The sequence below is a fragment of the Methylobacterium organophilum genome, from assembly GCF_022179465.1.
GTDB lineage: Bacteria > Pseudomonadota > Alphaproteobacteria > Rhizobiales > Beijerinckiaceae > Methylobacterium > Methylobacterium organophilum.
In genome coordinates this window covers 52,817-77,055 of the sequence record NZ_BPQV01000002.1, presented here as the reverse complement: position 1 = coordinate 77,055, position 24,239 = coordinate 52,817, and the positions used below count along the sequence as shown (strand labels likewise).

Here is a 24,239-nt window from a genome sequence, read left to right as displayed (position 1 = left end):
AACGCCTCGCGGCCGCGGGCACCCTCGTTCTAGCGCTCGTTCCCGCGGCCATGGCGCTCGCGAACCGTTCGAGCCCCCTCTTCACCTCTATCGCGGCTGTGCTGTTTCTGGCCGCCGCCTTGCGGGAGGATCCCCGTACCGCGGCAGTCACCTTGTTGTCGCCACTGCGTACGCCGCTGGGGCTCGCCACGCTGGCCTTCCTCGGTTGGTCCCTCGTCTCTCTCGCCTGGAGTCCGTTCCCGCAGAGCTCGCTCCGCGCGGTCTCGGAATTCGCACCGGTCCTGCTCGGGGCCTATCTCTTGGCTCGGCTCGCGCCGGGACGGCTGCCCGCCTTCGCCGTGCCTCTCGGAGCGGCCTGCCTCGCCGCCGCTTGCCTGTTCGTGCTCGCGAGCCTGCTGACGGATCTCGCGCCGCAGAGGCTGCTAGGCCAGCGCGTCGCGCTTTTCGTCCTGAACCGTCCGGTGCTGACAATCCTGCTCGTTGCCGGTCCCATGGCGCTGCTGCTTGCGCGGATCAGCCGGATCGCGGCCGCGGCGCTTCTGGCGCTCTGCGCTGCGGCGATCCTGCGCTCAATCAGTGGCGCGGCGGCGATGGGATTGATCGCTGGAGCCATCATGGCGTTCGCGGCTTTCGTCCTGCCGCGGCGTCTTGGGGTCATATTGACTGGGCTTGGTGCACTCCTTGCTGTCGCGCTGGCGCCCGTGGAGGGAGATATCCTGCACGGACTCATGCCGGAGGCGGCGCATGAACGGCTCGTGCAGAGTTCGTCCCGTGCCCGCGTCACGATCGCCCAGAGCTTTGGCGCCGCCGTCGCGCAGGCCCCGTGGATTGGCAGCGGCTATGGCATCAGCGTGCGTTTTCCCGAGGTGCCGGCGGCGCAGGCCCTTGAGCCGGAGATGCGCCACATGCTCGGTGTTGGACACCCGCATAACAGCTTCCTGCAGGTCTGGGCAGAACTCGGCACTGTCGGTGCGTTCCTCGCAAGCTTGGTGATCGTCCTCGCGCTCGGCGCCCTCATGCGGCTGCCGAAGCCGGCCTTCGTGACTGCCCTCGGCCTTGCGGCGGCGGCGGTAGCGGTGATGTTCGTGGAGCACGGCGCTTGGCAAGCCTGGTGGACGGCCGGCCTCGGAACGGCCATCACGTGGATGCGCGCGGTTTCGTTCGGCCGAGCCGCTCCGGAACGCGAGACAAGAGTGAGGGCGCATGAGCGGTAGCGACGATGTCGATCTGTTCGTCATCGGCGGCGGTTCGGGCGGCGTGCGTGCGGCCCGCATCGCCGCAGGCTACGGCGCGCGCGTGATGCTTGCGGAGGAGTACCGCGTCGGCGGCACCTGCGTGATCCGTGGCTGCGTGCCTAAGAAGTTGATGGTTTATGCGGGGCGGTATCGGGATGAGTTTGAGGACGCCGCCGGCTTCGGGTGGAGTCTGGAGGCGCCGCGGTTTGACTGGGGGCGGCTGAAGGAGCGCCGCGAGGCCGAGGTCGGGCGCCTCGAAGTCATCTACGCGCGCAACCTCGAAGCCGCCGGCGTGGAACTGGTCGCCGACCGCGCGGTGATCGAGGATCCCCACACCGTCCGCCTGGTCGGGGCCGGGACCCGGATCCGCGCCGCCCGCATCCTGGTCGCCACCGGCGCGACGCCGGCCAACGAGCCGAAGATCCCCGGCGCCGAGCTCGCCATCGATTCGAACGGGGTGTTCGAACTGGAGCATCAGCCCGAGCGCATCCTGATCGTCGGCGGCGGCTACATCGCCGTCGAGTTCGCCGGCATCTTCGCGAGCCTCGGCTCGCGCACGACGCTGCTGCACCGGGGCGAGCGCCTGCTGCGCGGCTTCGACGACGAGATCCGCGACGCCCTCGGCGAGGCCTATGCCAAGCGCATGGACCTGCGGCTCGGCCGCACCGTCGAGCGCCAGGAGCGCGTCGCCGACGGCATCCGCGCGACCTTCAGCGATGGGCAGACCCTCACCGTCGATTGCGTGCTCGCCGCCACGGGCCGGCGCCCCAACGTCGCCGGGCTCGGCCTCAAGCGGGTCGGGATCGCGCTCGACGCGGCCGGCGCGATCCCCGTCGACGCCTTCTCGCAGACGTCGGTGCCCTCGATCTACGCCGTGGGCGACGTGACCAACCGGGCCGCGCTCACCCCCATCGCCATCCGCGAGGGCCACGCCTTCGCCGACACGGTGTTCGGCGGCAAGCCCTGGAGCGTCGACCACCGGCTGATCCCGACCGCGGTCTTCTCGACACCGGAGATCGGCGTGGTCGGCCACAATGAGGACGTGGCCCGGCGCTGCTTCCCGGAGATCGACGTCTACAAGACGAGCTTCCGCCCGATGAAGGCGACCCTGTCGGGCCGCGACGAGCGCGTGCTGATGAAGGTGCTGGTCGACCGGGCGAGCGACCGGGTCGTGGGCGTGCACATCTTCGGGCACGATGCCGGCGAGATCATCCAGGCGGTGGGCATCGCCGTGACCATGGGCGCCACCAAGGCCGATTTCGACCGCACCATCGCCGTCCACCCGACCGCGAGCGAGGAGCTGGTCACCATGCGCACGCCGGTGGTGGTGAAGCACCCGGTCGGGGTGGGGTAGAGGGCGGCCCTTTCCTTCGGTCGCCCGGCACGCCTTTCATACGGTTTCATGTCAATCGATCGGGTGGAGCCGGCCCTGCGGCGCGTCCTTCCTTCCTCTTTGAGCCGGGCAATCGCAGGACCAAGCACTCGCGCATGAGCAGATTGCCGCTTGCGTGCGACAACCCCCTCCCCCGGGAGGGGCGCCCTCAGTAGTTGATCGTGCTGCGCAGCCCGAGCACCACGGCGTTGCGGAGGCGGCGGCCGTTTGCGTCGGCGAGGCCGCCGCCGGGGCGCATCACGTATTGCAGATCCGGCTGCACGGTGAAGCCGGGCACGATCTCGGCCTGGTAGGTCGCCTCGATCAGGGTCTCGCTGCTGCGGAGCGGGCCCTTGCCCTTCCCCTGCATCAGGGAATCCCGGTCGAAGGCCCGCGCGACCGGGCTGATGTGGGAATGGATCAGCCCGAGGCCGATCGTGTCGTTGGGGCGGCCCGGGATCAGACCCTTATAGGCGATGCCCGCATCGACATAGAGATCGACGAGATTGCGGTCGGCCGGCACCGCGGAGAGCCGCAGGAAGACGCTCGCGCCCTCGTCCGCGGCGCCGGGCTCCTGCCAGACGGTCTGGTCGAGCATGGCGTAGACGCCATGATTGCCGCGGAAGCGCCGGGCGATGCCGCTCGCCTCCGGATCCGTCAGGAGACGCCCGGCGACGCTGTCGAAGCGCGGGCTGTCGAACCGGCCGAGATGGTGCCAGGCGCCGAGCGTCGCCGTGCCCGGCAGGCCGGCCGCGTCCGGCTCGACATTGTAGGCATAGGCGATCTCGGCGATGGCGAAGGCCGGGTCGTTCACACGGAAGCTGGTGCCGTACGGGTTGCGCGTCTGCGGGTCGGTGGTGTCCCCCCGCGCCGGCACCCCGGCCGGGTCGCCGTTGAACAGGCCGGCCTGGATCGAGAGATTGGCGTTCGGCACGTATTTCAGCCGCGCCGCGGGGGTCGCCAGGGGATAGATCGGGCCGCCGCTCGGCAGCACCACCGCACCGATATTCGGCCAGCCGAAACCCGCATTGAGGAAGACCACCGCCGACTGGGCGATGGCGAATTCGGTGTCGGCCGAGATCTGCCCGAGCTTCAGCGAGAGCTGGCCGTCGAGGAAGCGCTGCTCGACCCAGAGCTCGAACAGCCGGGTCGCCGGCAGCGCCTCGATGCCGCTCACCGTGGTGAGATTGTCCGCGAATTTCCGGGAGAGGCCGTGCCCGTGGATCTGGAAGAAGTCGGTGTGGAAGCGGGCGCCCTCCCAGCCGGCGAATCTGTCGAGATCGACATCGAGGGAGGTGTCGAGGCGGCCGCCATAGGTGCCGCCCCGCCGGCGCCCGCCCTGCACGTCGGCGAGGCCCTCGCCGATATAGGTGACGACGTAGGTGATGCCGGAGCGGGCGAGGGTGGCGCGAAGGCCGAAGGGATCGCCGTAGGGGCCGAGGGAGGACTGGATCGAGCTGCCGATGGTCAGCGAGACCTGGTCGGAGGTGCGCGCCTGGGCGACCGCGGTCTGCGGGTCGCCGCCGGCGCCGGTCAGGTCGAGCCGGGCGAGGGCGTCCTGCGCCGAAGCATCGACCCCGGCCGCCATGGTGAACAGGGCGGCCAGGAGGCCGCGGCGAAAACCCGCCATCCGTGCGATCCGCCGCGCGATGTCCCTCGGCGTCAGTAGAGGCTCGGCACGTGCATCTCGGCGGGGATCGGCGCCCGCACGTAATCGGCGTGGCGCTCCCGCGGCGGCAGGTGGACCGGCGGGTGCACCACGTCGCCATAGGGGATCTGCGTCAGCAGGTGGCTGATGCAGTTCAGGCGCGCACGCTTCTTGTCCACCGCCTCGACGACCCACCAGGGCGCCTCGGGGATGTGGGTGCGGGCGAGCATGTCCTCCTTGGCGTGGGTGTAATCCTCCCAGCGCCGGCGGGATTCCACGTCCATCGGGCTCAGCTTCCATTGCTTGAGCGGATCCTCGATCCGCATACGGAAGCGGAATTCCTGCTCGGCATCGGTGATCGAGAACCAGTACTTCACCAGCATGATTCCGGAACGGACGAGCATGCGCTCGAATTCCGGCACGGAGCGGAAGAATTCCTCGACGTCGTCCTCGGTGCAGAAGCCCATCACCCGCTCGACGCCGGCCCGGTTGTACCAGGACCGGTCGAACAGGACGATCTCGCCGGCCGCGGGCAGATGGGCGACGTAGCGCTGGAAATACCATTGCGTGCGCTCGCGCTCGTTGGGCGCGGGCAAAGCGGCGACGCGGCAGATGCGCGGGTTGAGGCGCTGGGTGATCCGCTTGATCACGCCGCCCTTGCCGGCGGAATCGCGGCCCTCGAACAGCACGACCACGCGCAGGCCGTTGGCTTTCACCCAATCCTGCAGGCGGACGAGTTCGTGCTGCAGGCGCAGCAGCTCGCGGAAATAGACGCGTCGGTCGAGCCCGTGCCCGGCATGGGCCTCCGGGTTCAGGTGATCGAGGCGGGCCTCTTCCAGCTCGAGTTCGAGCTCCTCGTCGTAGCTGTCGGTCAGCTCGCGGCGGATCGCCTCCACCGACGCCGCATGCCACCTGCTCTCGTCCTCGGTCATGCCCTCAGCCCCGATCATGAAACGGATCGAGGGGCTTAGACCATGCCCGCATGACAGGTCTGAGAAAGGCGGGCCGGGCTCTCCAGGTTTTCCCCGGCACGGTCACGCGAGGAGCTTCGCAGGGATGGCAGCCCGGTCCCGCGTTCCGGATCCGGGCACTTGCCGATCCCGCAAAGATCGGCCGCAAGACATCTTATGATATTTAGATTATTAATATGATCAATGACGATGAATACTGATTTTCGATTGCGGAGGCCGCCGAATCATGCATTATAGTTTTGTTAAATTGGGAGGAATGAACGATGATGCCTTCATTCAAGCTTCTGTTCGCACTCGCGGTCATGGCCGGCTTCGCGACTCTGCCGACGCCGTCGCAGGCCGAGAGCGCCAAGACGGACCAGGCCGCGGCGGCGAGCGCCACCAAGAAGAGCCCGGCGGCCAGCGACGATTTCGAGGAGAACCGGCGCCTCCACATGCAGAAGAGCAAGGAGAACAACGCGAAGAAGGGCGAGAACTGACGCTGTCCGCTCCGACGGAGCAGGCGACCAGCCCTCGCGCCGCCGCCATGGGCAGCCGGCCCCGGGGAGCGCCGAAAAGCGCTCCTTGAGCGCTACCCGGGGGATGGAACCGGGTACCGAGCAGCCTCCCTTCGCGCCGCCCCGATCGACGGGAACGACCTTACGCCGCGCGGGCGAAGTCGAAATAGAGCGCGCGCAGGCGCGTCGCGACCGGGCCGGGGCGGCCATTGCCCACGGGCTGGCCGTCGATCTCCACCACCGGCATCACGAAGGCCGAGGCGGAGGTGTAGAAGGCCTCCGCCGCCTCGCCGAGCTCCTTAGCGTTGATGAGGCGCTCCTCCACCGCGATCCCGGTCTCGGCGGCGAGGGCCAGGATCGCCTTGCGGGTGATGCCCGGCAGCAGAGCCGTGGAGAGCGGCCGGGTCACCAGCGTGCCGGCCTTGGTGACGATGAAGACCGTCGAGGACGAGCCCTCGGTGACGAGGCCGTCCTCGACCATGAAGGCCTCGGCGACGCCGGCCTCCACCGCCTGCTGCTTGGCGAGCACCTGGGCGAGCAGCGCCACCGACTTGATGTCCCGCCGCTTCCAGCGCAGGTCCGGCACGGTGATCGCCTTGGCGCCGGTCTCGGCCATGGCGTTGCCGGTGATGCTCTTTTCTTGCGTGAACATCGCCACGGTCGGCGCCACGTCGCCTTTCGGGAAGCCGAAATCGCGCTCGGCCACGCCGCGGGTCACCTGCATGTAGACGAGGCCCTCGGTGAGCCCGTTGCGGGCCACCAGCTCCGTTTCGAGCCGCGTCCATTCCGCTTCCGTATGCGGGTTGCGGATGCCGATCTCGGAGAGCGAGCGGTCGAGCCGGGCGAGATGGGCGGCGTTGTCGACGAGGGTCCCGTCGAGCACCGCCGCCACCTCGTAGATCCCGTCCGCGAACAGGAAGCCGCGGTCCATCACCGGCACACGGGCCTCCTCCAGGGGCAGGAAGGCGCCGTTCAGGTAGACGGTACGGGACATCGGCTTCTCGTGGGCTCGCGAACGCGGATCGGGCGCGACGCAGGATTCGTGCGCGGGGCGCCGGGCGCTCAGGCTTCCCCGAACACCCGTGAAAAGATCGTGTCGACGTGCTTCAGGTGGTAGCCGAGATCGAAGCATTCCTCGATCTGCTCGGGCTTGAGCACGGCGGTGACCTCCGGATCGGCCTTGAGCAGGGTGAGGAAGTCGCCCTCGCCGCGCCAGACCGGCATCGCGTTGCGCTGGACCAGCCGGTAGGAATCTTCCCGCGAGACGCCGCCCTGGGTCAGCGCCAGCAGCACCCGCTGCGAGTGGACGAGGCCGCCGAGCTTATCGAGGTTCTTCTGCATGTTGGCCGGGTAGACCAGCAGCTTGTCGATCACGCCGGTGAGGCGGGCCAGGGCGAAATCGAGGGTCACGGTGGCGTCCGGGCCGATCATGCGCTCGACCGAGGAATGCGAGATGTCCCGCTCGTGCCAGAGCGCCACGTTCTCCAGCGCCGGGGTCACGTAGCCGCGCACCATGCGGGCGAGGCCGGTGATGTTCTCGGTCAGCACCGGGTTGCGCTTGTGCGGCATGGCCGAGGAGCCCTTCTGCCCCTCGGAGAAGAACTCCTCCGCCTCCAGCACCTCGGTGCGCTGCAGGTGGCGCACCTCGATGGCGAGCCGCTCCATGGAGCTCGCGATCACGCCGAGCACGGCGAAGAACATGGCGTGGCGGTCGCGGGGGATGACCTGCGTCGAGACCGGCTCCGGGGCCAGGCCCATCTGTTCGGCGACGTATTCCTCCACCCGCGGATCGATATTGGCGAAGGTGCCCACCGCCCCGGAGATGGCGCAGGTCGCCACCTCCTTGCGGGCCGCGATCAGCCGCTCCTTGGCGCGGGCGAATTCCGCATAGGCCTGGGCGAGCTTGAGGCCGAAGGTGACCGGCTCGGCATGGATGCCGTGCGAGCGGCCGATGGTCGGGGTGAGCTTGTGCTCGAAGGCGCGCTTCTTCAGCGCGGCGAGCAGGGCGTCGAGATCCGCGATCAGGATGTCGGCGGCCTGGGTGAGCTGCACGTTGAGGCAGGTGTCGAGCACGTCCGAGGAGGTCATGCCCTGGTGGACGAAGCGCGCCTCCGGCCCGACGATCTCGGCGAGATGCGTGAGGAAGGCGATGACGTCGTGCTTCGTCACCGCCTCGATCTCGTCGATGCGGGCGACGTCGAACACCGCGTCGCGGCCCTTCTCCCACACCTTCTCGGCGGCTTCTTTCGGCACGACGCCGATCTTCGCCAGCGCCGTGGTGGCGTGGGCCTCGATCTCGAACCAGATCCGGAACCGGCTCTCCGGCGACCAGATCGCGGCCATCGCGGGGCGGGAGTAGCGGGGGATCATCGTCTTCCAGAGCCTCGAAGGTGTCGCGGTTTCGCGAAATCGCCCCGCGCGTAGCACGGCGCGGCCCGATGCCTCAACGCGCCGTCTCGCCGACCCCTCCGGCCGGGATGTGCATGACGCTGGAGGCTCGGCGCCCCGCGACGGTTGACCGGTCGCGCCCGACGGACAACATCGTCGTCATGACGAGCGCGCCGACGTCCCGCCCCTTCATCCCCCTCTCCATCGCCGTGCTCACGGTGTCGGACACCCGCGTGCTCGCCGACGACACGTCCGGCGACACGCTGGCGGCGCGGATCGCGGAGGCCGGGCATCGGCTCGCCGACCGGGACATCGTGCCCGACGAGGTGAGCGCCATCCGCGCGAAGGTCGAGGGCTGGATCCGGGATCCGGGGATCGACGTGGTGGTGACCACGGGGGGCACCGGCTTCACCGGACGCGACGTGACGCCCGAGGCGCTGGAGCCGCTGTTCGAGAAGCGCATGGACGGCTTCTCGGCGGTGTTCCACCGGATCTCCTACGACAAGATCGGCACCTCGACCCTGCAATCGCGTGCGACCGCGGGGGTGGCCGGCGCCACCTACATCTTCGTGCTGCCCGGCTCCCCCGGCGCCTGCAAGGATGCCTGGGACGGCATCCTCAAGGCGCAGCTCGATTACCGGCACAAGCCCTGCAACTTCGTCGAAATCCTGCCGCGCCTCGACGAACACCTGAAGCGCGGCGCCACCGCCAAGGTTTGATCGCCTCCGCAGCGAGGATCGTCTGTTCCTCGCTGCAGTGCATACAGGTTCGTTCTCTGTTCAGGCGGAACCGCGGCCGTTTCTCCCCGTTGGATTTTCCGTGATCGACAGGGAGTTATCCATGAAACACCTGATGTGTGCCGCCGCCGCTCTTCTGATCGGCGGCTCCGTCGTGACGGTCTCCGCCCCCGCCGCCATGGCCCAGGCCGGCGGCAGCACCATGGAGACCGGCTCGAACGCCACCGACATGAAGTCGGGCGGCATGAATGCGAAGAAGTCCGGCGGGACGATGAAGAACAAGAAGATGAAAATGAAGAAGAAGACCATGTGAGCCGCAGGCTCGGATCCAGGGGCGCCTTCGGGCGCCCCGTCCCGTTTTCGGGAACCCTGCACCGGCTACGGCGAAAAGAGCGCGCATAAGCGGCGCGAAAGGGGGCCTGCCGGGTGCCCTCGGTCCCGGCTTGCCGCTAAGCTGAGCCGGCTTTCCCAGCGTTGTTGCGTATCAGAGTGTCCCGATGCTTCTCGCCCGCGCCGGACGTCGCCTGCCGGTCGTTCTCGCGGTCTGGGCGATGCTCGCCCCAGCCCAGGCGCAGAAGGCGGATCCCGTCAGAACCTGGGTCTCGGGCGTGGTCTCCCGCGTCGGGGCCCTGCCCGCGCCGGCGAAGACCGTGACGGTGCGTGTCCGCATCGGCGCGGAAGGCGCGGTCGAGGGCGTGGAGCTCCTGGAGGGCAGCGATCCGGATGGGCGCCTGCGCAAGGCCATCGCCGAGACCGGCCCCTATCCGCCCCCGCCCGCCCGCATCCTGACGCTCGAAGGCTTCACCGAGCTGAGTTTCTCCCTCGGCCCGGCCGCGCCGCGCAGGGGGCCGTGGCGCTGAGCCGGCGCGGGGATCCCCACGCGCCTGCGACCGTTTCTGACACACGAGGCCGCCGCCGGCGGCAGGATTCGGGAGCGGCGACGTGGAAGCGACGACCAAGGCCGAACAGGCCGCCCGGCGGCTCGCCGAATTGACCTATTCGGCCTATGCCCAGCAGGCGACCGCCCTGTTCCACCCTCAGCAGGAGCAGACCCTGCTCGCCCGTCTAGCCGAAGCCGCGCAGCCCCGCATCGGCCGCGACGGCCGGGAGATCGTGGCGGCGCTGAACGCGGCCCTCGAGGCCTGGGAGCAGGCGGACGGGCAGATCTGCGGGCCACGCCTCGCCCAGGTCGATCCCGCGGGTGGGCACGTGCGCCTGGAAACCGCGCACTGATCGGCCTCTGGGCTGCGTTCAGGCCCGGTCGAGCCGCGCCAGCAGCATCCGTGGATGCAGGCGCGGATGGAAGGCGTTGCCCCCGGCCAGGCGCTCGCGCCGCACCAGATCGCCCGCCCGGGCCCGGCGCACGCCGACCACGCGCTCGCCGCGCGCCCTGATCCGCGAGGGTAGGCCCGCATGGGGACGGCGCAGCCGGCCGAGGCTCACCTCCGGCCGGGCCGTGCCGACGAAGCGGTCGAGATGGCGGATCCACCCCTCGGACGGGATGTCCCCCGCCTCCAGGCAGAGCACCCAGTCGCGCCGCGCCGCCTTGGCCCCGGCGCTCCAGGGGCTCGCCCCCGGCGAGCGTTGCAGGAAGGTGGCGCCGGCCCCGTCGGCGATCGTGTCCAAAGCCTCGTTGGCCTGGCTCGCCACGATGACCGCATCGCTCACGAGCCCGGCCGCTACGCCCTCGACGAGGGCGCTCAGCGTATCGGCGAGGCGCTCGATCGCTTCCGCCTCCGCCGGGCGCGACACATGGATGACGCACGAGATCATGGCGCGCCCATAGCGGATTTTCGGGCCCCGCAAAGTGGCTTTGCCCGCGCACGCACATCTACCCCGGCCGGCAGGGATCAATTTTCCGATTCTGCACGCAATTTGTGCATCCTTCCTCTTCTTTGTTCCTGTTATGTTCTCATTCGAATCGATGTTTTCACGGGGGATTCCTTGGGCAAGCCGACGGCGCGACCGGCCGATCTCGTTCGTCGGCTGTCCGGGGCGCGGGTCCTGGCAGAGTCCCGGCGCGGCCGCGGCGCGACCGCCAATCCCGACGGGCGGTTCGAGGCGATGCATGCCGAGCGCTTCGACGACGGCTGGGACGGGACACCGGAGCCGGCGAGCCTGCGCACGCAGGTGATGATGGAGCGCGCCCGCAGCATCATCACCCGCAACCGCTCCCCCGACATCCCGTTCGACCGCTCGATCAACCCGTATCGCGGCTGCGAGCATGGCTGCATCTATTGCTTCGCGCGGCCCAACCACGCCTATGCCGGGCTCTCGCCGGGGCTCGATTTCGAGACGAAGCTCTTCGCCAAGCCGGGCGCGGCCGCCCTGCTGGAGAAGGAGCTCTCCGCCCCCGGCTACGTGCCGCGCACCCTCGCGCTGGGCACCGCGACCGATCCCTACCAGCCGATCGAGCGGCAGCACCGCATCACCCGCGGGGTGCTGGAGGTGCTGGCCCGCTTCCGGCATCCGGTCGGCATCGTCACCAAGTCGAATCTCGTCCTGCGCGACCTCGACATCCTGGCGGAGATGGCGGCGCAGAACCTGGTGAAGGTCGCGGTCTCGGTCACGACCCTCGATCCGGTGCTCGCCCGCCGCATGGAGCCTCGGGCCCCCCACCCGGCCCGGCGTCTGGCCGCGATCCGGGCGCTCGCCGAGGCGGGCGTGCCCACGACGGTGCTCGCGGCCCCGGTGATCCCCTCGCTGAACGACCACGAGCTGGAATCGATTCTGGAGGCGGCCCGGACCGCCGGGGCGCGGGAGGCGGGCTACGTGCTGCTGCGCCTGCCGCACGAGCTCGACGGCCTCGTCGACGACTGGTTCGCCGAGCATTATCCCGGGCGCAGGAACCACGTCTTCTCGCTGCTCACCGAGGCCCGCGGCGGCAAGCACTACGATTCCGCCTACGGAACGCGCATGATCGGGTCCGGCCCCTACGCCGACCTGATCCGGCGCCGCTTCGCCCTGGCCAAGGCGCGCCTCGGCTATCCGGAGGAACGCCTGCGCCAGAGCACGGAGCTGTTCCGCAGGCCGGACGCGCCGGGGGGCCAGCTCAAGCTGTTCTGAGACCCGGCCCGGCCTCCCGGAAGCGGGCCGTGAAGCGCACCCGGCGGTGCGGGCTGCGGCCCGAGGCCATCGCGCCGCGCCCGGGCGACGATTGCCCGACATTCCGGCGACGCGCTGCGCGAAAACTGAGCTGCCACGCTAAAATTTGATCGTGTTAAAAAATATCCTATATTGTTAAATACCTCTCGAAACGTGCGGACGGCGCTCGGACGTCGTCGAGGGGGATTGGACATGGATCGGCGGACCTTCGTCACCGGCCTCGGCGCGAGCGCCGTCGCGGCCCCGGCCCTCTTGACCGCCGCGCCCAGTCGCGCCGCGGAACCGTTGAGAGTCGGTGTTTTCCCGGTCGGCGCCGCCCTGCCCTACTTCGTCGCCCTCAAGCGCGGGTATTTCGCCGAAGCCGGCCTCGCCTGCGAGACGGTCACGCTGGGCACGCCGGCCTTGATCGTCCAAGCCCTCGTCACGGGCACGATCGACGCGACGTCGAACCTCGTCACCCTGGAGGGCGCCAATATCAGCGTCCGCAGGCCCGGCACCCTCAAATACGTCTCGCTGGTGGCGCAGAACAGCGAGCACGTGTTCGAACAATTCGTGGTGCGCACCGGGCACCCCGCCAAGACGCTGGCGGACCTGAAGGGAGCCCGGCTCTTCACCTCGCCCGGCCCGGCCAATATCGGCATCTCCAAGGCGGTTCTGGCGAAGGCGGGGCTGCGCGAGGGGGCCGACTACCAGATCCAGGAGATGCAGCTCTCCAACCATCTCGGCGCGCTCAAATCCGGCGCCTTCGACGGCGGCTACACGCTCGAGCCCGTGGCCACGGCCCTGATCCAGCAAGGCGTGGCACGGCGCATCGAGGCGGGGGTCATCGCCACCTACCTGATCGGCGACCGCACCGCCGACGCCTACGCCGCCGGTGCGGCCGTCTCGGCCAGCCTGCTCAAGACGCGTCCCGAGACAGCGGCGCGCTTCGCGCATGCCTGGTCGCGCGCCCTGAAGGACGTGGCCTCCGACCCGAGCGTGCGCGCGTATCTGGTGAGCGACATGAACGTCCCGCCCGAGCTGGCGAAGGACGTGCCCCTCAGCCACTTCGTCGAGATCAAGGGCCTGAGCGAACGGCAGCTCCGCGATTTTCAGACCTTCGTCGACTTCGGGGCCTCGATCGGGGTCGTCGCCGGACAGATCGACGTGCGAACCCTCATCGAGACGATCTGATGCAGGCGCTGAAGCCGGTGTCTCCCGAGCCGCGGGGCGCCTCGCCCCATGTCGTCGTGCGGGGCCTCTCGAAGGCCTTCCACGGCGTCGATCTCTACCGCGACTTCGACCTGACGATCGATCGGGGCCAATTCGTCTCCGTGTTCGGCCCGAACGGCTGCGGCAAGAGCACCCTCATCAACATGATGGCCGGCATCCTGCCGATGGATTCCGGCTCGGTCCTGTTCGACGGCAAGCCCGTCCGGCGGAGCGTGATCGGCTACGTCTTCCAGAACTACCGCGAGGCCGTCTTTCCCTGGCTCCGCGCGATCGACAACATCCGCTACCCGCTGCAGTTTCTCCGTGTCGGCCGCGCCGAGGCCGAGGCGCGGGTCGAGCGTCTGCTGGCAAGCTTCGACGTGCGCATCGATCTCCAGCGCTATCCCTACGAGCTGTCCGGCGGGCAGCAGCAGCTCGTCTCGATCATGCGCGCCCTCGTGGTGGAACCCGAGGTGCTGTTCCTGGACGAGCCCTTCTCCGCCCTCGATTACGAGACCACGCTGTTCCTGCGCGATCGGCTGCAGAAGGTGCTCGGCGAGCGTGCCGTCACCACGCTGCTCGTTTCGCACGATCTCGACGAGGCCGTGTTCATGGCCGACGAGGTCCTTCTCCTGACCAGGCGGCCGACCCGCGTCGCCGGCCGCATCCCCTTCGAAGCGCCACGCCCCCGGACGGTCGAGACCACCGTCGCCCCCGAGTTCATCCGGGTGAAGTCGGAAAGTCTGCACATCTTCCAGCAGGAGGTCCGCAAATGACGGCAGGCGCGCTCCTCGCCCGCTTCAGGCCGCTTCTGGGCCTCCTGCTTCTCGGCCTCATCTGGGACCTGGTCTCGCGCAGCGGACTGGTCGACGCGGTCCTGCTTCCGTCCCCGGAGCAGACGGTCGCGGCCTTCGCCGAGGATCTCGCACACGGGACCCTCTGGAACGACCTGCTCAGGACCATCCTGCGCACCCTGGCGGCTTTCGCGATCGCCCTCGTCACCGCCGTCCCCCTCGGCGTGGCGCTCGGCGCCTCCGAGCGGGTCTACCGCTCCCTCGAGTTCCTGATCGACTTCTTCCGCTCGACCCCGGCCTCGGCGCTGTTCCCCCTCTTCTTGGTCCTATTCGGGGTCGGCGAAGCCACGAAGATCGCGGTGGCCGCCTTCGGAGCGGCCCTCGTGATCCTGTTCAACGTCGCCTACGGCGTGATGAACGCGCGCAAGCAGCGCCAGCTCGCCGCCCGCGTCATGGGCGCGAGCGCCTGGCAGGTCATGACCGATGTCACCGTGTGGGAATCGCTGCCGCAGACCTTCGTCGGCCTGCGCAACGGCATCTCGATCGCCCTCGTCATCGTGATCGTCGCCGAGATGTTCATCGGCTCGACGGACGGTCTCGGCCAGCGGATCATGAACAACCAGATGATCTTCGACATGCCGCGCATGTATGCCGCGATCTTCGCCGCCGGCGCGCTCGGCTACGTGCTCAACGTCCTGTCGGCCTGGACGGAACACCGCTTCGTGCACTGGAGCGGCCGCTAGGCCGGCCCTCGACGGCCCCTCCCCTTCGGCGGGTCGGCGAAGGGCCGGATCACGCCCTTGCGAGGCTCGATCCGGCATCCCGGAAGCGGGCGGTGAAGCTGACACGGTGGTGCGGGCTGCGACCCGAGGCCGTCAGGCCGGCGAGATGGGCGGCGGTGCCGTAGCCCGCATTGCGCTCCCAGGCATAGGCGGGATGGCGGGTCGCGAGCCGGCGCATGAGCGCATCGCGGAGCGTCTTGGCGACGATGGAGGCGGCGGCGATCTGCGGCACCAGGCGGTCGCCGCCGACGATCGCCCGGCATTCCAGCGGGGCGAGGCCGGGGATGCGGTCGCGGCCGTCGACGCAGACCGGCGCATCGAGGCCGAGCTTCAGCACCGCCCGGCGCATGGCGTCGAGGGTGGCGGCACGGACGTTGATCGTGTCGACGAGGGCCCGCGAGCCCGCGGCGAGGGAGACGCGGGCATGCTCCCGGATCAGCGGGGTCAGGGCCTCCCGCGTCGCCTTGTCGAGGCGCTTGCTGTCGTCGAGCCGGGCGAGCAGGGCCTCCGGGAAGGCGGCGGGATCGAACCAGACCGCCGCCACCATCACCGGCCCGCACAGGGCCCCGCGGCCGACCTCGTCGCAGCCGATCACGGCGGGATAGGGGATGGCGGGATCGAAGGGTCGCATCGGGGACAGCATCACGGCGGGGAAGGCGGCCCGGCGGGGCCGCGTCACCGGCGCAGCGGTCGCAGAAACGGGGCGCCCGAGTCAAACGCCCGGAGGCGGGGGATCAAACCGTATCGAGAAGCGCGGCCGGCGCCTCGAAGACCGGCAGATGGGCGCTGGCGATGTTCGAGAAGAACTGCCGCGCGCTCTCGGCCCAGCTGTAATGCAGGGCTTCCTCACGGCAGCGCGCCCGCGGCACCTGAAGCGCCCCCAGCGCCGCCGCGCGCAGGTCGTGGTCGAGCACGCCGGCCCCGCCCTCCCCGATCACGTCGAGGGGGCCGGTGACGGGATAGGCCGCCACCGGCAGCCCGGAGGCCAGGGCCTCCAGCAGCACGATGCCGAAGGTGTCGGTGAGGCTCGGGAAGACGAACACGTCCGCCGCCGCGTAGACGTCCGCCAGGGCCTGCCCCGTCAGGGCGCCGAGGAAGCGGGCGCCGGAGCCCAGGGCCTCGAGCCGGGCGCGGTCCGGCCCCTCCCCCACCACGACCTTGGTGCCGGGCAGGTCGAGGGCCAGGAAGGCCTCGATGTTCTTCTCCACCGCGAGCCGGCCGACGAACAGGAAGAGCGGCCGCGGCAGGCCGTCGAGCGCGTGGCTCTCGTGCGGGCGGAACAGCTCGGTGTCGACGCCCCGGGTCCAGCGCATCAGGTTGACGAAGCCGCGCCCGCGCAGCTCCCGCTCCAGGGAGGGCGTGCTCACCATCGTGCCCGTGGCCGCGGCGTGGAAGCGGCGGAGCCAAGCATAGCTCCAGGCCTCCGGCACGGGAGCCCGGGCGGCGAGGTATTCGGGGAAGCGCGTGTGGTAGCTCGTCGTGAAGGGCCGGTTGCGGGCGAGACAGGCCCGGCGCACCGCGAGCCCAATCGGCCCCTCCGTGGCGATATGGACATGGCTCGGCGACAGCCGCGGCCAGCGCGCCTCCACGCCGAGACGGGTCGCGAGCGACAGCCGGATCTCGGCATAGCCCGGCATCGGCACCGAGGCGAAGTCCAGCGGCGAGAGCAGCACCGGCTCGAAGCCGTGCGCGGGCGCGGCCTCCACCATGTGCTCCAGCGAGCGCACCACCCCGTTGACCTGCGGATGCCACGCATCGGTGGCGATGAGCAGCCTCACGCGACGGCCCGCCGCCCTTGCGGGGCCACCGCCACCGTCTCCGCGACCTGGGCCGCCCGGGCGCGCAGGATCGAGGGGTAGTGCAGCACCTCCATGGTGCCGTCGTAATGCTCGACGATACCGGTGCAGGATTCCACCCAGTCGCCGGTGTTCAGATAGGTGAGCCCGGAAATCTCGCGTTTGGCGGCATGGTGGATGTGGCCGCAGATCACGCCGTCCGCGTTCTGGCGGCGGGCCTCCTCGGCGAGCAGCGTCTCGAAGCTGGAGATGAAGTTGACCGCGTTCTTCACCTTCAGCTTCGCCCAGGCCGAGAGCGACCAATAGGCGAGCCCGAGGCGCCGGCGGACCTTGTTCAGGATGGTGTTGAGGGTGAGCGCGGCGGTGTAGGCGCCGTCACCGAGATGGGCGAGCCACTTCGAGTGGCGCACCACCATGTCGAACTGGTCGCCGTGGATCACGAGATAGCGCTTGCCGTCGGCGGCGACGTGGATGCGGCTGTCGGCGATCTCGATGCCGCCGAAGGTCGTGCCCAGGAAGTCGCGCAGGAACTCGTCGTGGTTGCCCGGGACGTAGACGATGTGCGTGCCCTTGCGGACCTTGCGCAGCAGCTTCTGCACCACGTCGTTATGGGCCTGCGGCCAGTACCAGCCCGAGCGGAGCTGCCAGCCGTCCACGATGTCGCCGACGAGATAGATCGTGTCGGCGTCGTAGTCGCGCAGGAAGTCGAGCAGCAGGCCCGCCTGGCAGCCCTTGGTGCCCAGATGCATGTCGGACAGGAAGAGAGTCCGCACCCGGGTGGTCTTTTCGGGATCCTCGGCCAAGTCAGCCTCCGGCATTATCCTCGCCGGGAGCCAAAACCGAAGCCGATCTCAGTTTGATGACGGCCCGCGCGCCGGGCCTCCGCGTGCTATTGTGCAGGCGCCGCGAAGCACTTGGCACACCGAAATTTTTTTCTCGGCCCGTTCAGTTTTTTGAGCTTTTCCCTGTCCGGCAATCGGGGCATGGTCCAGGCCAAGGTGACCCGCCGGGCATGATTGTGCCCGGAGCCTTCGGGCGGTCTACCGGGATCATCGACCACAGGAAGGACATGTCCCATGGCGGTCGGAACGCGGGTTCACGCGTCTTCGACTCGATCGGCCATCCGCCTCGCGCCGCGGCGGCACGACCCGGAACGGCGGCCGGCGCCGGGACATCCCACCCTCCCGATGGCAGAGGCGGCGGGCGCGATCCCCGCGCATCCCTGTGCCCAGGCGATCGCATGGGCGCGGCGGTCTCGCCTCTGCCAAGGTCGAGACGCCCGTATGGCGGGCCACCGGGCCGGGGCGGGCGCGATCCCCTCCGGGCCGGACAGAAGAAAATCCGCGGCGGGCGCCCCGCGCCCCGCCGTTCCACACGAGGCGTGGGCGCTTCCCGGCGCTCCCGCTGCTTCATTCAGGTAACTCGGAGGAAACACCATGGCGGCAACGAGACGGCCGGGGCGCAACCATCTGTTCGTGCCCGGCCCGACCAACATCCCGGACCGCGTCATGCGCGCGATGCTGGTGCAGTCCGAGGATCACCGCTCCGTCGACTTCCCGTCGCTGACGAAGCCGCTCTTCGAGGACACCAAGAAGGTGTTCGGCTCCACCGAGGGCACGATCTTCCTGTTCCCCGCTTCCGGCACGGGCATCTGGGAATCCGCGCTGACCAACACCCTCGCCCGCGGCGACAAGGTCCTGACCGCCCGCTACGGCCAGTTCAGCCACCTCTGGATCGACATGGCGCAGCGCCTCGGCCTCGACGTCATCGTCCAGGAGGAGGAGTGGGGCACCGGCGCGCATCCCGAGAAGATCGAGGAGGCCCTGCGCGCCGACAAGAACCACGAGATCAAGGCCGTCATGGTGGTCCATAACGAGACCGCGACCGGCGTGACCTCCGACATCGGCGCCGTGCGCAAGGCGATCGACGCCGCCGGCCACCCGGCCCTGCTCTTCGTCGACGGCGTGTCCTCGATCGGCTCGCTGCCGTTCTACGCCGACGAGTGGAAGGTCGACTGCGCCATCGCCGGCTCCCAGAAGGGCCTGATGCTCCCCGCCGGCCTCGGCGTGATCTGCGTCAGCCAGAAGGCGCTCAAGGCCGCCGAGGGCTCCTCGGGCCGCAACGACCGGCTCGCCCGCGTCTACTTCGACTGGGAAGACCACAAGAAGCAGAACGGCGCCGGCTACTTCCCCTACACCCCGCCGCTGCCGCTGCTCTACGGCCTGCGCGAGGCGCTCGCCTGCCTGTTCGAGGAAGGCCTGGAGAACGTCTATCACCGCCACGCGGTGCTCGGCGAGGCCACCCGCCAGGCCGTCGCGGCCTGGGGTCTGAAGACCTGCGCCAAGGACCCGCGCTGGAACTCGGACACCGTCACCGCCATCCTGGTGCCGGAGGGCTTCGACGCCGCCAAGGTCATCAAGCACGCCTTCGTGCGCTACAACCTCGCCCTCGGCGCCGGCCTGTCCCAGGTCGCGGGCAAGGTGTTCCGCATCGGCCATGTCGGTGACCTGAACGAGCTCTCGCTGCTCGGCGCGATCGCCGGCGCCGAGATGTCGCTCCTCGACAACGGCATCAAGGTCACCCCCGGCTCCGGCGTGGCGGCGGCCTCCAGCTACCTGCGCGAGCACCCGCTCTCCAAGTCGTAAGACCGTGTCGCGCAACCGGCGCCGGGCTTGCCAGCCCGGCGCCGGTTGCGTCACCCAGGGAGCAAGGTCGGCGGATCACGCCAGCGCCGACCGTCCGGAAGGCAGGGGTCCAAGATGACGAAAAAAGTCGTGTTCCTCGACCGCGAGTCGCTCGATGCGACGGTTCGCGCATTCAATTTCCCGCACGAATACAAGGAATACGAGTCGACCTGGACGCCGGAGGAGATCGTCGAGCGCCTGAAGGGCGCCGAGATCGCGATCATCAACAAGGTGCCCATGCGGGCCGACACGCTGAAGCAGCTCCCGGACCTCAAGCTGATCGCGGTCGCCGCCACCGGCACGGACGTCGTCGACAAGGCCGCTGCCAAGGCGCAGGGAATCACGACCGTCAATATCCGCGGCTACGCCTTCAACACCGTGCCCGAGCACGTGGTCGGCCTGATGTTCGCCCTGCGCCGGGCGATCGTGCCCTACGCCAATTCCGTGCGCCGGGGCGATTGGAACAAGTCGACCCAGTTCTGCTACTTCGACTACCCGATCTACGACATCGCCGGCTCGACGCTCGGCATCATCGGCTACGGGGCGCTGGGTAAGTCGATCGCCAAGCGCGCGGAAGCACTCGGCATGAAGGTGCTGGCCTACGACGTGTTCCCGCAGGAGGGCCTCGTCGATTTCGAGACGATCCTGACCCAGTCGGACGTCATCACCCTGCACGTGCCGCTCACCCCCGACACCAAGAACCTGATCGGGGCCGAAGAGCTCAAGAAGATGAAAAAGTCGGCGATCCTCATCAACACGGCCCGCGGCGGGCTCGTGGACGAGGCGGCCCTGCTCGAGGCGCTCAAGGACGGCACCATCGCCGGCGCCGGCTTCGACGTGGTGGCCCAGGAGCCGCCCAAGAACGGCAACATCCTCTGCGAGGCCGATCTGCCAAACCTGATCGTCACCCCGCACGTGGCCTGGGCGAGCAAGGAGGCGATGCAGATCCTCGCCGATCAGCTCGTCGACAACATCGAGGCCTTCGTCGCGGGCAAGCCGCAGAACGTCGTCGAGCCGTAAGCAGCCGTCCGCGAGGCGGTCCGCGAAGAACGAAAAGACATCCCGGGGCGAGGGCGGCCGGCGCGCGAGAGCGCCGGACGTCTCTCCATGGAAACGCGCCGCGCCCGATTCAGCGCGGCCAAGAAGCAGCCAGAGGCACCATGACCAAGAAGCTTCTCTTCCTGTTCGACACCGATGCGGTCCCGAGCGTGTTCGACACGGTGGTCGGTTATGACGGCGGCGCCGACCACATCACCGGCTACGGCAACGTGACCACGGAGAATGTCGGCGCGCTGGTCGACGGCACGATCTACACCCGCGGCGGCTCCGAGAAGAAGTCGACGGCGATCTTCGTCGGCGGCGGCAACATGGCGGCCGGCGAGGCGGTGTTCGAGGCGGTCAAGAAGCGCTTCTTCGGCCCGTTCCGCGTCTCGGCGATGCTCGATTCCAACGGCTCCAACACCACCGCGGCGGCGGGCGTGGCCCTCGCCGTGAAGGCGGCCGGCGGCTCCGTGAAGGGCAAGAAGGCCGTGGTGCTCGCCGGCACCGGCCCGGTCGGCATGCGCTCGGCGGCCCTGCTCGCCCGGGAAGGCGCCGAGGTGATCATCGCCGCCCGCCAGCTCGACCGCGCCCAGGCCGCGGCGGACAACGTCAACAAGCGCTTCGGCGTGAACGTGACGGCCGCCGCCACCCCGGACGAGGCCTCCCGCGTCGCCCTGGTGAAGGGCCAGAACCTGATCTTCTCCGCCGGCGCCATCGGCATCGAGCTTCTGCCCGAGTCCGGCTGGAAGGACGAGGCCTCCATCGAGATCGTGGCCGACTACAACGCCCAGCCCCCCCTCGGCTTCGGCGGCATCGACGCCATGGACAAGGGCAAGGAGCGCCACGGCAAGCTCACCTTCGGGGCGCTCGGCATCGGCGGCCTCAAGCTCAAGCTGCACCGCGCCTGCGTGGCCAAGCTGTTCGAATCCACCGAGGGCGTGTTCGACGCGGAGAACATCTACGCCCTCGCCAAGGAAATGGCCTGAGCCATGGCCGCCAACGCGACGATCGAAACGTTTCTCGACGGGCTGGCGAGCTCGGCCCCGACCCCCGGCGGCGGCGGTGCCGCCGCCATCTCCGGCGCCATGGGGGCCGCCCTCGTGTCGATGGTGTGCAACCTCACCATCGGCAAGAAGAAGTATGTCGAGGTCGAGGCCGAGCTGAAGCAGGTCCTCGAGAAGTCCGAGGCCCTGCGCAAGACGCTCACCGGCATGATCGCCGACGACGTCGAGGCCTTCGACGCGGTGATGGGGGCCTACGGCCTGCCCAAGACCACCGACGAGGAGAAGGCGACACGTTCGGCCAAGATCCAGGAAGCCCTCAAGACCGCGACCGACGTGCCGCTCGCCTGCTGCCGCGTCTGCCGCCAGGTGATCGACCTCGCCGAGATCGTCGCCGAGAAGGGCAACCTCAACGTGATCTCGGATGCGGGCGTCGCCGTCCTCTCCGCCTTCGCCGGGCTGCGCTCGGCGGCGCTGAACGTCTACGTCAACGCCAAGGGCCTCGAGGATCGCGCCTTCGCCGAGGAACGGCTGAAGGAGCTCGAATCCCTGCTGGGCGAGGCGGCCGCGCTCAACGAGCGCGTCTACGAGGTGGTGAAGAACAAGGTGAACTGAGCGGGGGCGCTCTTCACCCCTGGATCTCCCGGGCGCGCCCGGGATCCGCAGCAAGGCCCGGTCGAGGAGCGGTCGAACCGCCCCCTTGGGTCTCTCCCAAGAGAGGGAGGACATGCCGTCGAAGACCGAGAAGGTCCGGCAAGGGGCATTCGAAAGGCCGCTAAGTATCTGGCCTGCAAGCAAATTGAAGCACAACAAAAGAAAAAATTTAAGCGCGGCCGACTTCCCGTAAATTCGATTTTACGCGAAGGTGCGCCCGAGGAAACGCGAAGGAGAACTTCGATGGACGTTCACGAATACCAAGCAAAAGAATTGCTTGCGAGCTTCGGCGTCGCCGTCCCGAAGGGCGCCGTGGCTTTCAGCCCGGACCAGGCGGTCTATGCCGCGACCGAACTCGGCGGCTCGTTCTGGGCGGTGAAGGCGCAGATCCATGCCGGCGCCCGCGGCAAGGCGGGCGGCATCAAGCTGTGCCGCACCTACAACGAGGTCCGTGACGCCGCCCGCGACCTGCTGGGCAAGCGTCTCGTGACGATCCAGACCGGCCCCGAGGGCAAGCCGGTGCAGCGCGTCTATGTCGAGACCGCCGACCCGTTCGAGCGCGAGCTGTATCTCGGCTACGTGCTGGACCGGAAGGCCGAGCGCGTGCGCGTCATCGCCTCCCAGCGCGGCGGCATGGACATCGAGGAGATCGCGGCCAAGGAGCCGGAGGCCCTGATCCAGGTCGTGGTCGAGCCGGCGGTGGGCCTTCAGCAGTTCCAGGCCCGCGAGATCGCCTTCCAGCTCGGCCTCAACATCAAGCAGGTCTCGGCCGCGGTGAAGACGATCATGAACGCCTACCGGGCGTTCCGCGACTGCGACGGCACCATGCTGGAGATCAACCCGCTGGTCGTCACCAAGGACGACCGGGTGCTGGCGCTCGACGCCAAGATGTCCTTCGACGACAACGCCATGTTCCGCCGCCGCAACATCGCGGACATGCACGACCCGTCCCAGGGCGATCCGCGCGAGGCCCAGGCCGCCGAGCACAACCTCAGCTACATTGGCCTCGACGGCGAGATCGGCTGCATCGTCAACGGCGCCGGCCTGGCCATGGCCACCATGGACATGATCAAGCACGCGGGCGGCGAGCCGGCGAACTTCCTGGACGTGGGCGGCGGCGCATCCCCCGAGCGCGTCGCCACCGCCTTCCGCCTGGTCCTGTCGGACCGCAACGTGAAGGCGATCCTCGTCAACATCTTCGCCGGCATCAACCGCTGCGACTGGGTCGCGGAGGGCGTCGTGAAGGCGGCGCGGGAGGTGAAGATCGACGTGCCGCTGGTGGTGCGCCTCGCCGGCACGAACGTGGAGGCCGGCAAGCAGATCCTCGCCGAGAGCGGCCTCGACCTGATCACCGCCGACACCCTGTCGGAAGCCGCGAAGAAGGCCGTCGAGGCCTGCAACGGCGCCAAGCGCTAAGCCCGGGGAGGACACGCCATGAGCATTCTCATCGACGAGAAGACCCCGATCATCGTCCAGGGCATCACGGGCGACAAGGGCACCTTCCACGCCAAGGAAATGATCGCGTACGGCGCCAACGTCGTCGGCGGCGTCACGCCCGGCAAGGGCGGCAAGACCCATGTCGGCGTGCCGGTGTTCAACACAGTCAAGGACGCGGTACGCGAGACCGGCGCCACCACCTCCATCACCTTCGTCGCCCCGCCCTTCGCCGCGGACGCGATCATGGAGGCGGCGGATGCGGGCCTGAAGCTGGTCTGCTCGATCACGGACGGCATCCCCGCCCAGGACATGATGCGCGTGAAGCGCTACCTGATGCGCTATCCCAAGGAACGGCGCACGATGGTGGTCGGCCCGAACTGCGCCGGCATCATCTCCCCCGGCAAGTCGATGCTCGGCATCATGCCTGGCCACATCTACCTGCCGGGCCGGGTCGGCGTGATCTCCCGCTCGGGCACGCTGGGCTACGAGGCCGCCGCGCAGATGAAGGCCCTCGGCATCGGCATCTCGACCTCCGTCGGCATCGGCGGCGACCCGATCAACGGCTCCTCCTTCCTCGACCATCTCGCCCTGTTCGAGAAGGATCCGGAGACCGAGGCCGTGCTGATGATTGGCGAGATCGGCGGCCCGCAGGAGGCCGAAGCCTCGGCCTGGATCAAGGAGAACTTCTCCAAGCCGGTGATCGGCTTCGTGGCCGGCCTCACGGCGCCGAAGGGCCGCCGCATGGGCCATGCCGGCGCCATCATCTCGGCCTCCGGCGACAGCGCCGCGGAGAAGGCGGAGATCATGCGCTCCTACGGCCTCACCGTGGCGCCCGATCCGGGCTCCTTCGGCGAGACCGTGGCCCACGTGCTCAGGCGGGCGGCCTGACCGCCGCCGATCCCCTCC

Annotated in this window: 25 protein-coding genes; 17 read left to right on the top strand and 8 right to left on the bottom strand. The window is 69.1% G+C overall.

The window, feature by feature from the left end:
* Positions 1 to 50: 50 nt before the first annotated feature.
* Positions 51 to 1,214 carry an O-antigen ligase family protein gene (locus MFF21_RS03010; protein WP_238309730.1) on the top strand — a complete coding sequence of 388 codons (1,164 nt, stop codon included), beginning with the start codon at positions 51 to 53 and terminating at the stop codon, positions 1,212 to 1,214.
* On the top strand, positions 1,204 to 2,589 hold the full coding sequence (gene gorA, locus MFF21_RS03005; protein ID WP_238309728.1) for a glutathione-disulfide reductase: 1,386 nt from the start codon (positions 1,204 to 1,206) through the stop codon (positions 2,587 to 2,589). Before MFF21_RS03010 ends, gorA begins: the two co-directional genes overlap by 11 nt.
* A 187-nt stretch (positions 2,590 to 2,776) precedes the next feature.
* Here gorA and MFF21_RS03000 read toward each other — a convergent pair whose 3' ends face one another.
* Positions 2,777 to 4,237, bottom strand: a complete 1,461-nt coding sequence (locus MFF21_RS03000; RefSeq protein ID WP_238309727.1) for a carbohydrate porin — start codon at positions 4,235 to 4,237, stop codon at positions 2,777 to 2,779.
* A 32-nt stretch (positions 4,238 to 4,269) separates the two neighbouring features.
* A complete protein-coding gene (gene ppk2, locus MFF21_RS02995; RefSeq protein ID WP_238310173.1) occupies positions 4,270 to 5,187 on the bottom strand; it encodes a polyphosphate kinase 2 in 918 nt (305 codons plus the stop codon).
* 302 nt (positions 5,188 to 5,489) lie between these two features.
* Here ppk2 and MFF21_RS02990 point away from each other — a divergent pair, with 302 nt between their 5' ends.
* Positions 5,490 to 5,705, top strand: a complete 216-nt coding sequence (locus tag MFF21_RS02990) for a hypothetical protein (protein ID WP_238309726.1) — start codon at positions 5,490 to 5,492, stop codon at positions 5,703 to 5,705.
* A 160-nt stretch (positions 5,706 to 5,865) separates the two neighbouring features.
* On the opposite strand, the gene MFF21_RS02985 is transcribed toward MFF21_RS02990, so the two are convergent.
* Together MFF21_RS02985 and purB are read right to left on the bottom strand one after the other, a co-directional pair.
* A complete protein-coding gene (locus tag MFF21_RS02985; protein WP_238309724.1) occupies positions 5,866 to 6,717 on the bottom strand; it encodes a D-amino-acid transaminase in 852 nt (283 codons plus the stop codon).
* A 68-nt stretch (positions 6,718 to 6,785) separates the two neighbouring features.
* Positions 6,786 to 8,093 carry an adenylosuccinate lyase gene (purB, locus tag MFF21_RS02980; protein ID WP_238309723.1) on the bottom strand — a complete coding sequence of 436 codons (1,308 nt, stop codon included), beginning with the start codon at positions 8,091 to 8,093 and terminating at the stop codon, positions 6,786 to 6,788.
* A 179-nt stretch (positions 8,094 to 8,272) separates the two neighbouring features.
* On the opposite strand from purB, the gene moaB reads away from it, so the two are divergent.
* From moaB to MFF21_RS02960, 4 genes are all read left to right on the top strand, one after another.
* Positions 8,273 to 8,830 (top strand): molybdenum cofactor biosynthesis protein B, encoded by a 558-nt coding sequence (gene moaB / locus MFF21_RS02975; RefSeq protein ID WP_238310172.1) that lies wholly within the window; start codon positions 8,273 to 8,275, stop codon positions 8,828 to 8,830.
* A 121-nt stretch (positions 8,831 to 8,951) separates the two neighbouring features.
* On the top strand, positions 8,952 to 9,161 hold the full coding sequence (locus tag MFF21_RS02970) for a hypothetical protein (protein WP_238309722.1): 210 nt from the start codon (positions 8,952 to 8,954) through the stop codon (positions 9,159 to 9,161).
* Positions 9,162 to 9,345: 184 nt separating this feature from the next.
* Positions 9,346 to 9,708 (top strand): energy transducer TonB, encoded by a 363-nt coding sequence (locus MFF21_RS02965; RefSeq protein WP_238309721.1) that lies wholly within the window; start codon positions 9,346 to 9,348, stop codon positions 9,706 to 9,708.
* An 82-nt stretch (positions 9,709 to 9,790) separates the two neighbouring features.
* Positions 9,791 to 10,081 (top strand): hypothetical protein, encoded by a 291-nt coding sequence (locus tag MFF21_RS02960; RefSeq protein WP_238309720.1) that lies wholly within the window; start codon positions 9,791 to 9,793, stop codon positions 10,079 to 10,081.
* An 18-nt stretch (positions 10,082 to 10,099) separates the two neighbouring features.
* Here the strand turns inward: MFF21_RS02960 and MFF21_RS02955 are convergent, their stop codons facing one another.
* On the bottom strand, positions 10,100 to 10,621 hold the full coding sequence (locus MFF21_RS02955; RefSeq protein WP_238309719.1) for a glycosyltransferase family protein: 522 nt from the start codon (positions 10,619 to 10,621) through the stop codon (positions 10,100 to 10,102).
* 171 nt (positions 10,622 to 10,792) lie between these two features.
* Here MFF21_RS02955 and MFF21_RS02950 point away from each other — a divergent pair, with 171 nt between their 5' ends.
* The 4 genes from MFF21_RS02950 (at position 10,793) to MFF21_RS02935 (ending at position 14,681) form a co-directional block, all read left to right on the top strand.
* Entirely contained in the window at positions 10,793 to 11,914 is a 1,122-nt protein-coding gene (locus MFF21_RS02950) for a PA0069 family radical SAM protein (protein WP_238309718.1), read from the top strand.
* A 231-nt stretch (positions 11,915 to 12,145) separates the two neighbouring features.
* Positions 12,146 to 13,126: an ABC transporter substrate-binding protein gene (locus MFF21_RS02945; protein WP_238309717.1), complete on the top strand. Its 981-nt coding sequence runs from the start codon at positions 12,146 to 12,148 to the stop codon at positions 13,124 to 13,126.
* Positions 13,126 to 13,920: an ABC transporter ATP-binding protein gene (locus MFF21_RS02940; RefSeq protein WP_238309716.1), complete on the top strand. Its 795-nt coding sequence runs from the start codon at positions 13,126 to 13,128 to the stop codon at positions 13,918 to 13,920. Before MFF21_RS02945 ends, MFF21_RS02940 begins: the two co-directional genes overlap by 1 nt.
* Entirely contained in the window at positions 13,917 to 14,681 is a 765-nt protein-coding gene (locus MFF21_RS02935; protein WP_238309715.1) for an ABC transporter permease, read from the top strand. Before MFF21_RS02940 ends, MFF21_RS02935 begins: the two co-directional genes overlap by 4 nt.
* A 49-nt stretch (positions 14,682 to 14,730) precedes the next feature.
* On the opposite strand, the gene rnhB is transcribed toward MFF21_RS02935, so the two are convergent.
* The 3 genes from rnhB to MFF21_RS02920 form a co-directional block, all read right to left on the bottom strand.
* Positions 14,731 to 15,363: a ribonuclease HII gene (gene rnhB / locus MFF21_RS02930; protein ID WP_238310171.1), complete on the bottom strand. Its 633-nt coding sequence runs from the start codon at positions 15,361 to 15,363 to the stop codon at positions 14,731 to 14,733.
* A gap of 91 nt (positions 15,364 to 15,454) precedes the next feature.
* On the bottom strand, positions 15,455 to 16,498 hold the full coding sequence (locus MFF21_RS02925) for a glycosyltransferase family 4 protein (RefSeq protein WP_238309714.1): 1,044 nt from the start codon (positions 16,496 to 16,498) through the stop codon (positions 15,455 to 15,457).
* On the bottom strand, positions 16,495 to 17,319 hold the full coding sequence (locus tag MFF21_RS02920) for a UDP-2,3-diacylglucosamine diphosphatase (protein WP_238309713.1): 825 nt from the start codon (positions 17,317 to 17,319) through the stop codon (positions 16,495 to 16,497). Before MFF21_RS02920 ends, MFF21_RS02925 begins: the two co-directional genes overlap by 4 nt.
* 633 nt (positions 17,320 to 17,952) lie before the next feature.
* On the opposite strand from MFF21_RS02920, the gene MFF21_RS02915 reads away from it, so the two are divergent.
* The 6 genes from MFF21_RS02915 (at position 17,953) to sucD (ending at position 24,221) form a co-directional block, all read left to right on the top strand.
* On the top strand, positions 17,953 to 19,161 hold the full coding sequence (locus MFF21_RS02915) for an aminotransferase class V-fold PLP-dependent enzyme (RefSeq protein ID WP_238309712.1): 1,209 nt from the start codon (positions 17,953 to 17,955) through the stop codon (positions 19,159 to 19,161).
* A gap of 114 nt (positions 19,162 to 19,275) precedes the next feature.
* Positions 19,276 to 20,220, top strand: a complete 945-nt coding sequence (locus MFF21_RS02910) for a D-2-hydroxyacid dehydrogenase (RefSeq protein ID WP_238309711.1) — start codon at positions 19,276 to 19,278, stop codon at positions 20,218 to 20,220.
* Positions 20,221 to 20,360: 140 nt separating this feature from the next.
* Entirely contained in the window at positions 20,361 to 21,227 is an 867-nt protein-coding gene (locus MFF21_RS02905; protein ID WP_238309710.1) for an NADP-dependent methylenetetrahydromethanopterin/methylenetetrahydrofolate dehydrogenase, read from the top strand.
* A gap of 3 nt (positions 21,228 to 21,230) precedes the next feature.
* On the top strand, positions 21,231 to 21,857 hold the full coding sequence (gene fchA / locus MFF21_RS02900) for a methenyltetrahydrofolate cyclohydrolase (protein WP_238309708.1): 627 nt from the start codon (positions 21,231 to 21,233) through the stop codon (positions 21,855 to 21,857).
* 282 nt (positions 21,858 to 22,139) lie between these two features.
* Entirely contained in the window at positions 22,140 to 23,312 is a 1,173-nt protein-coding gene (locus MFF21_RS02895) for a malate--CoA ligase subunit beta (protein ID WP_238309707.1), read from the top strand.
* 18 nt (positions 23,313 to 23,330) lie between these two features.
* Positions 23,331 to 24,221 (top strand): succinate--CoA ligase subunit alpha, encoded by an 891-nt coding sequence (sucD, locus tag MFF21_RS02890; protein WP_238309706.1) that lies wholly within the window; start codon positions 23,331 to 23,333, stop codon positions 24,219 to 24,221.
* Positions 24,222 to 24,239: the final 18 nt, after the last annotated feature.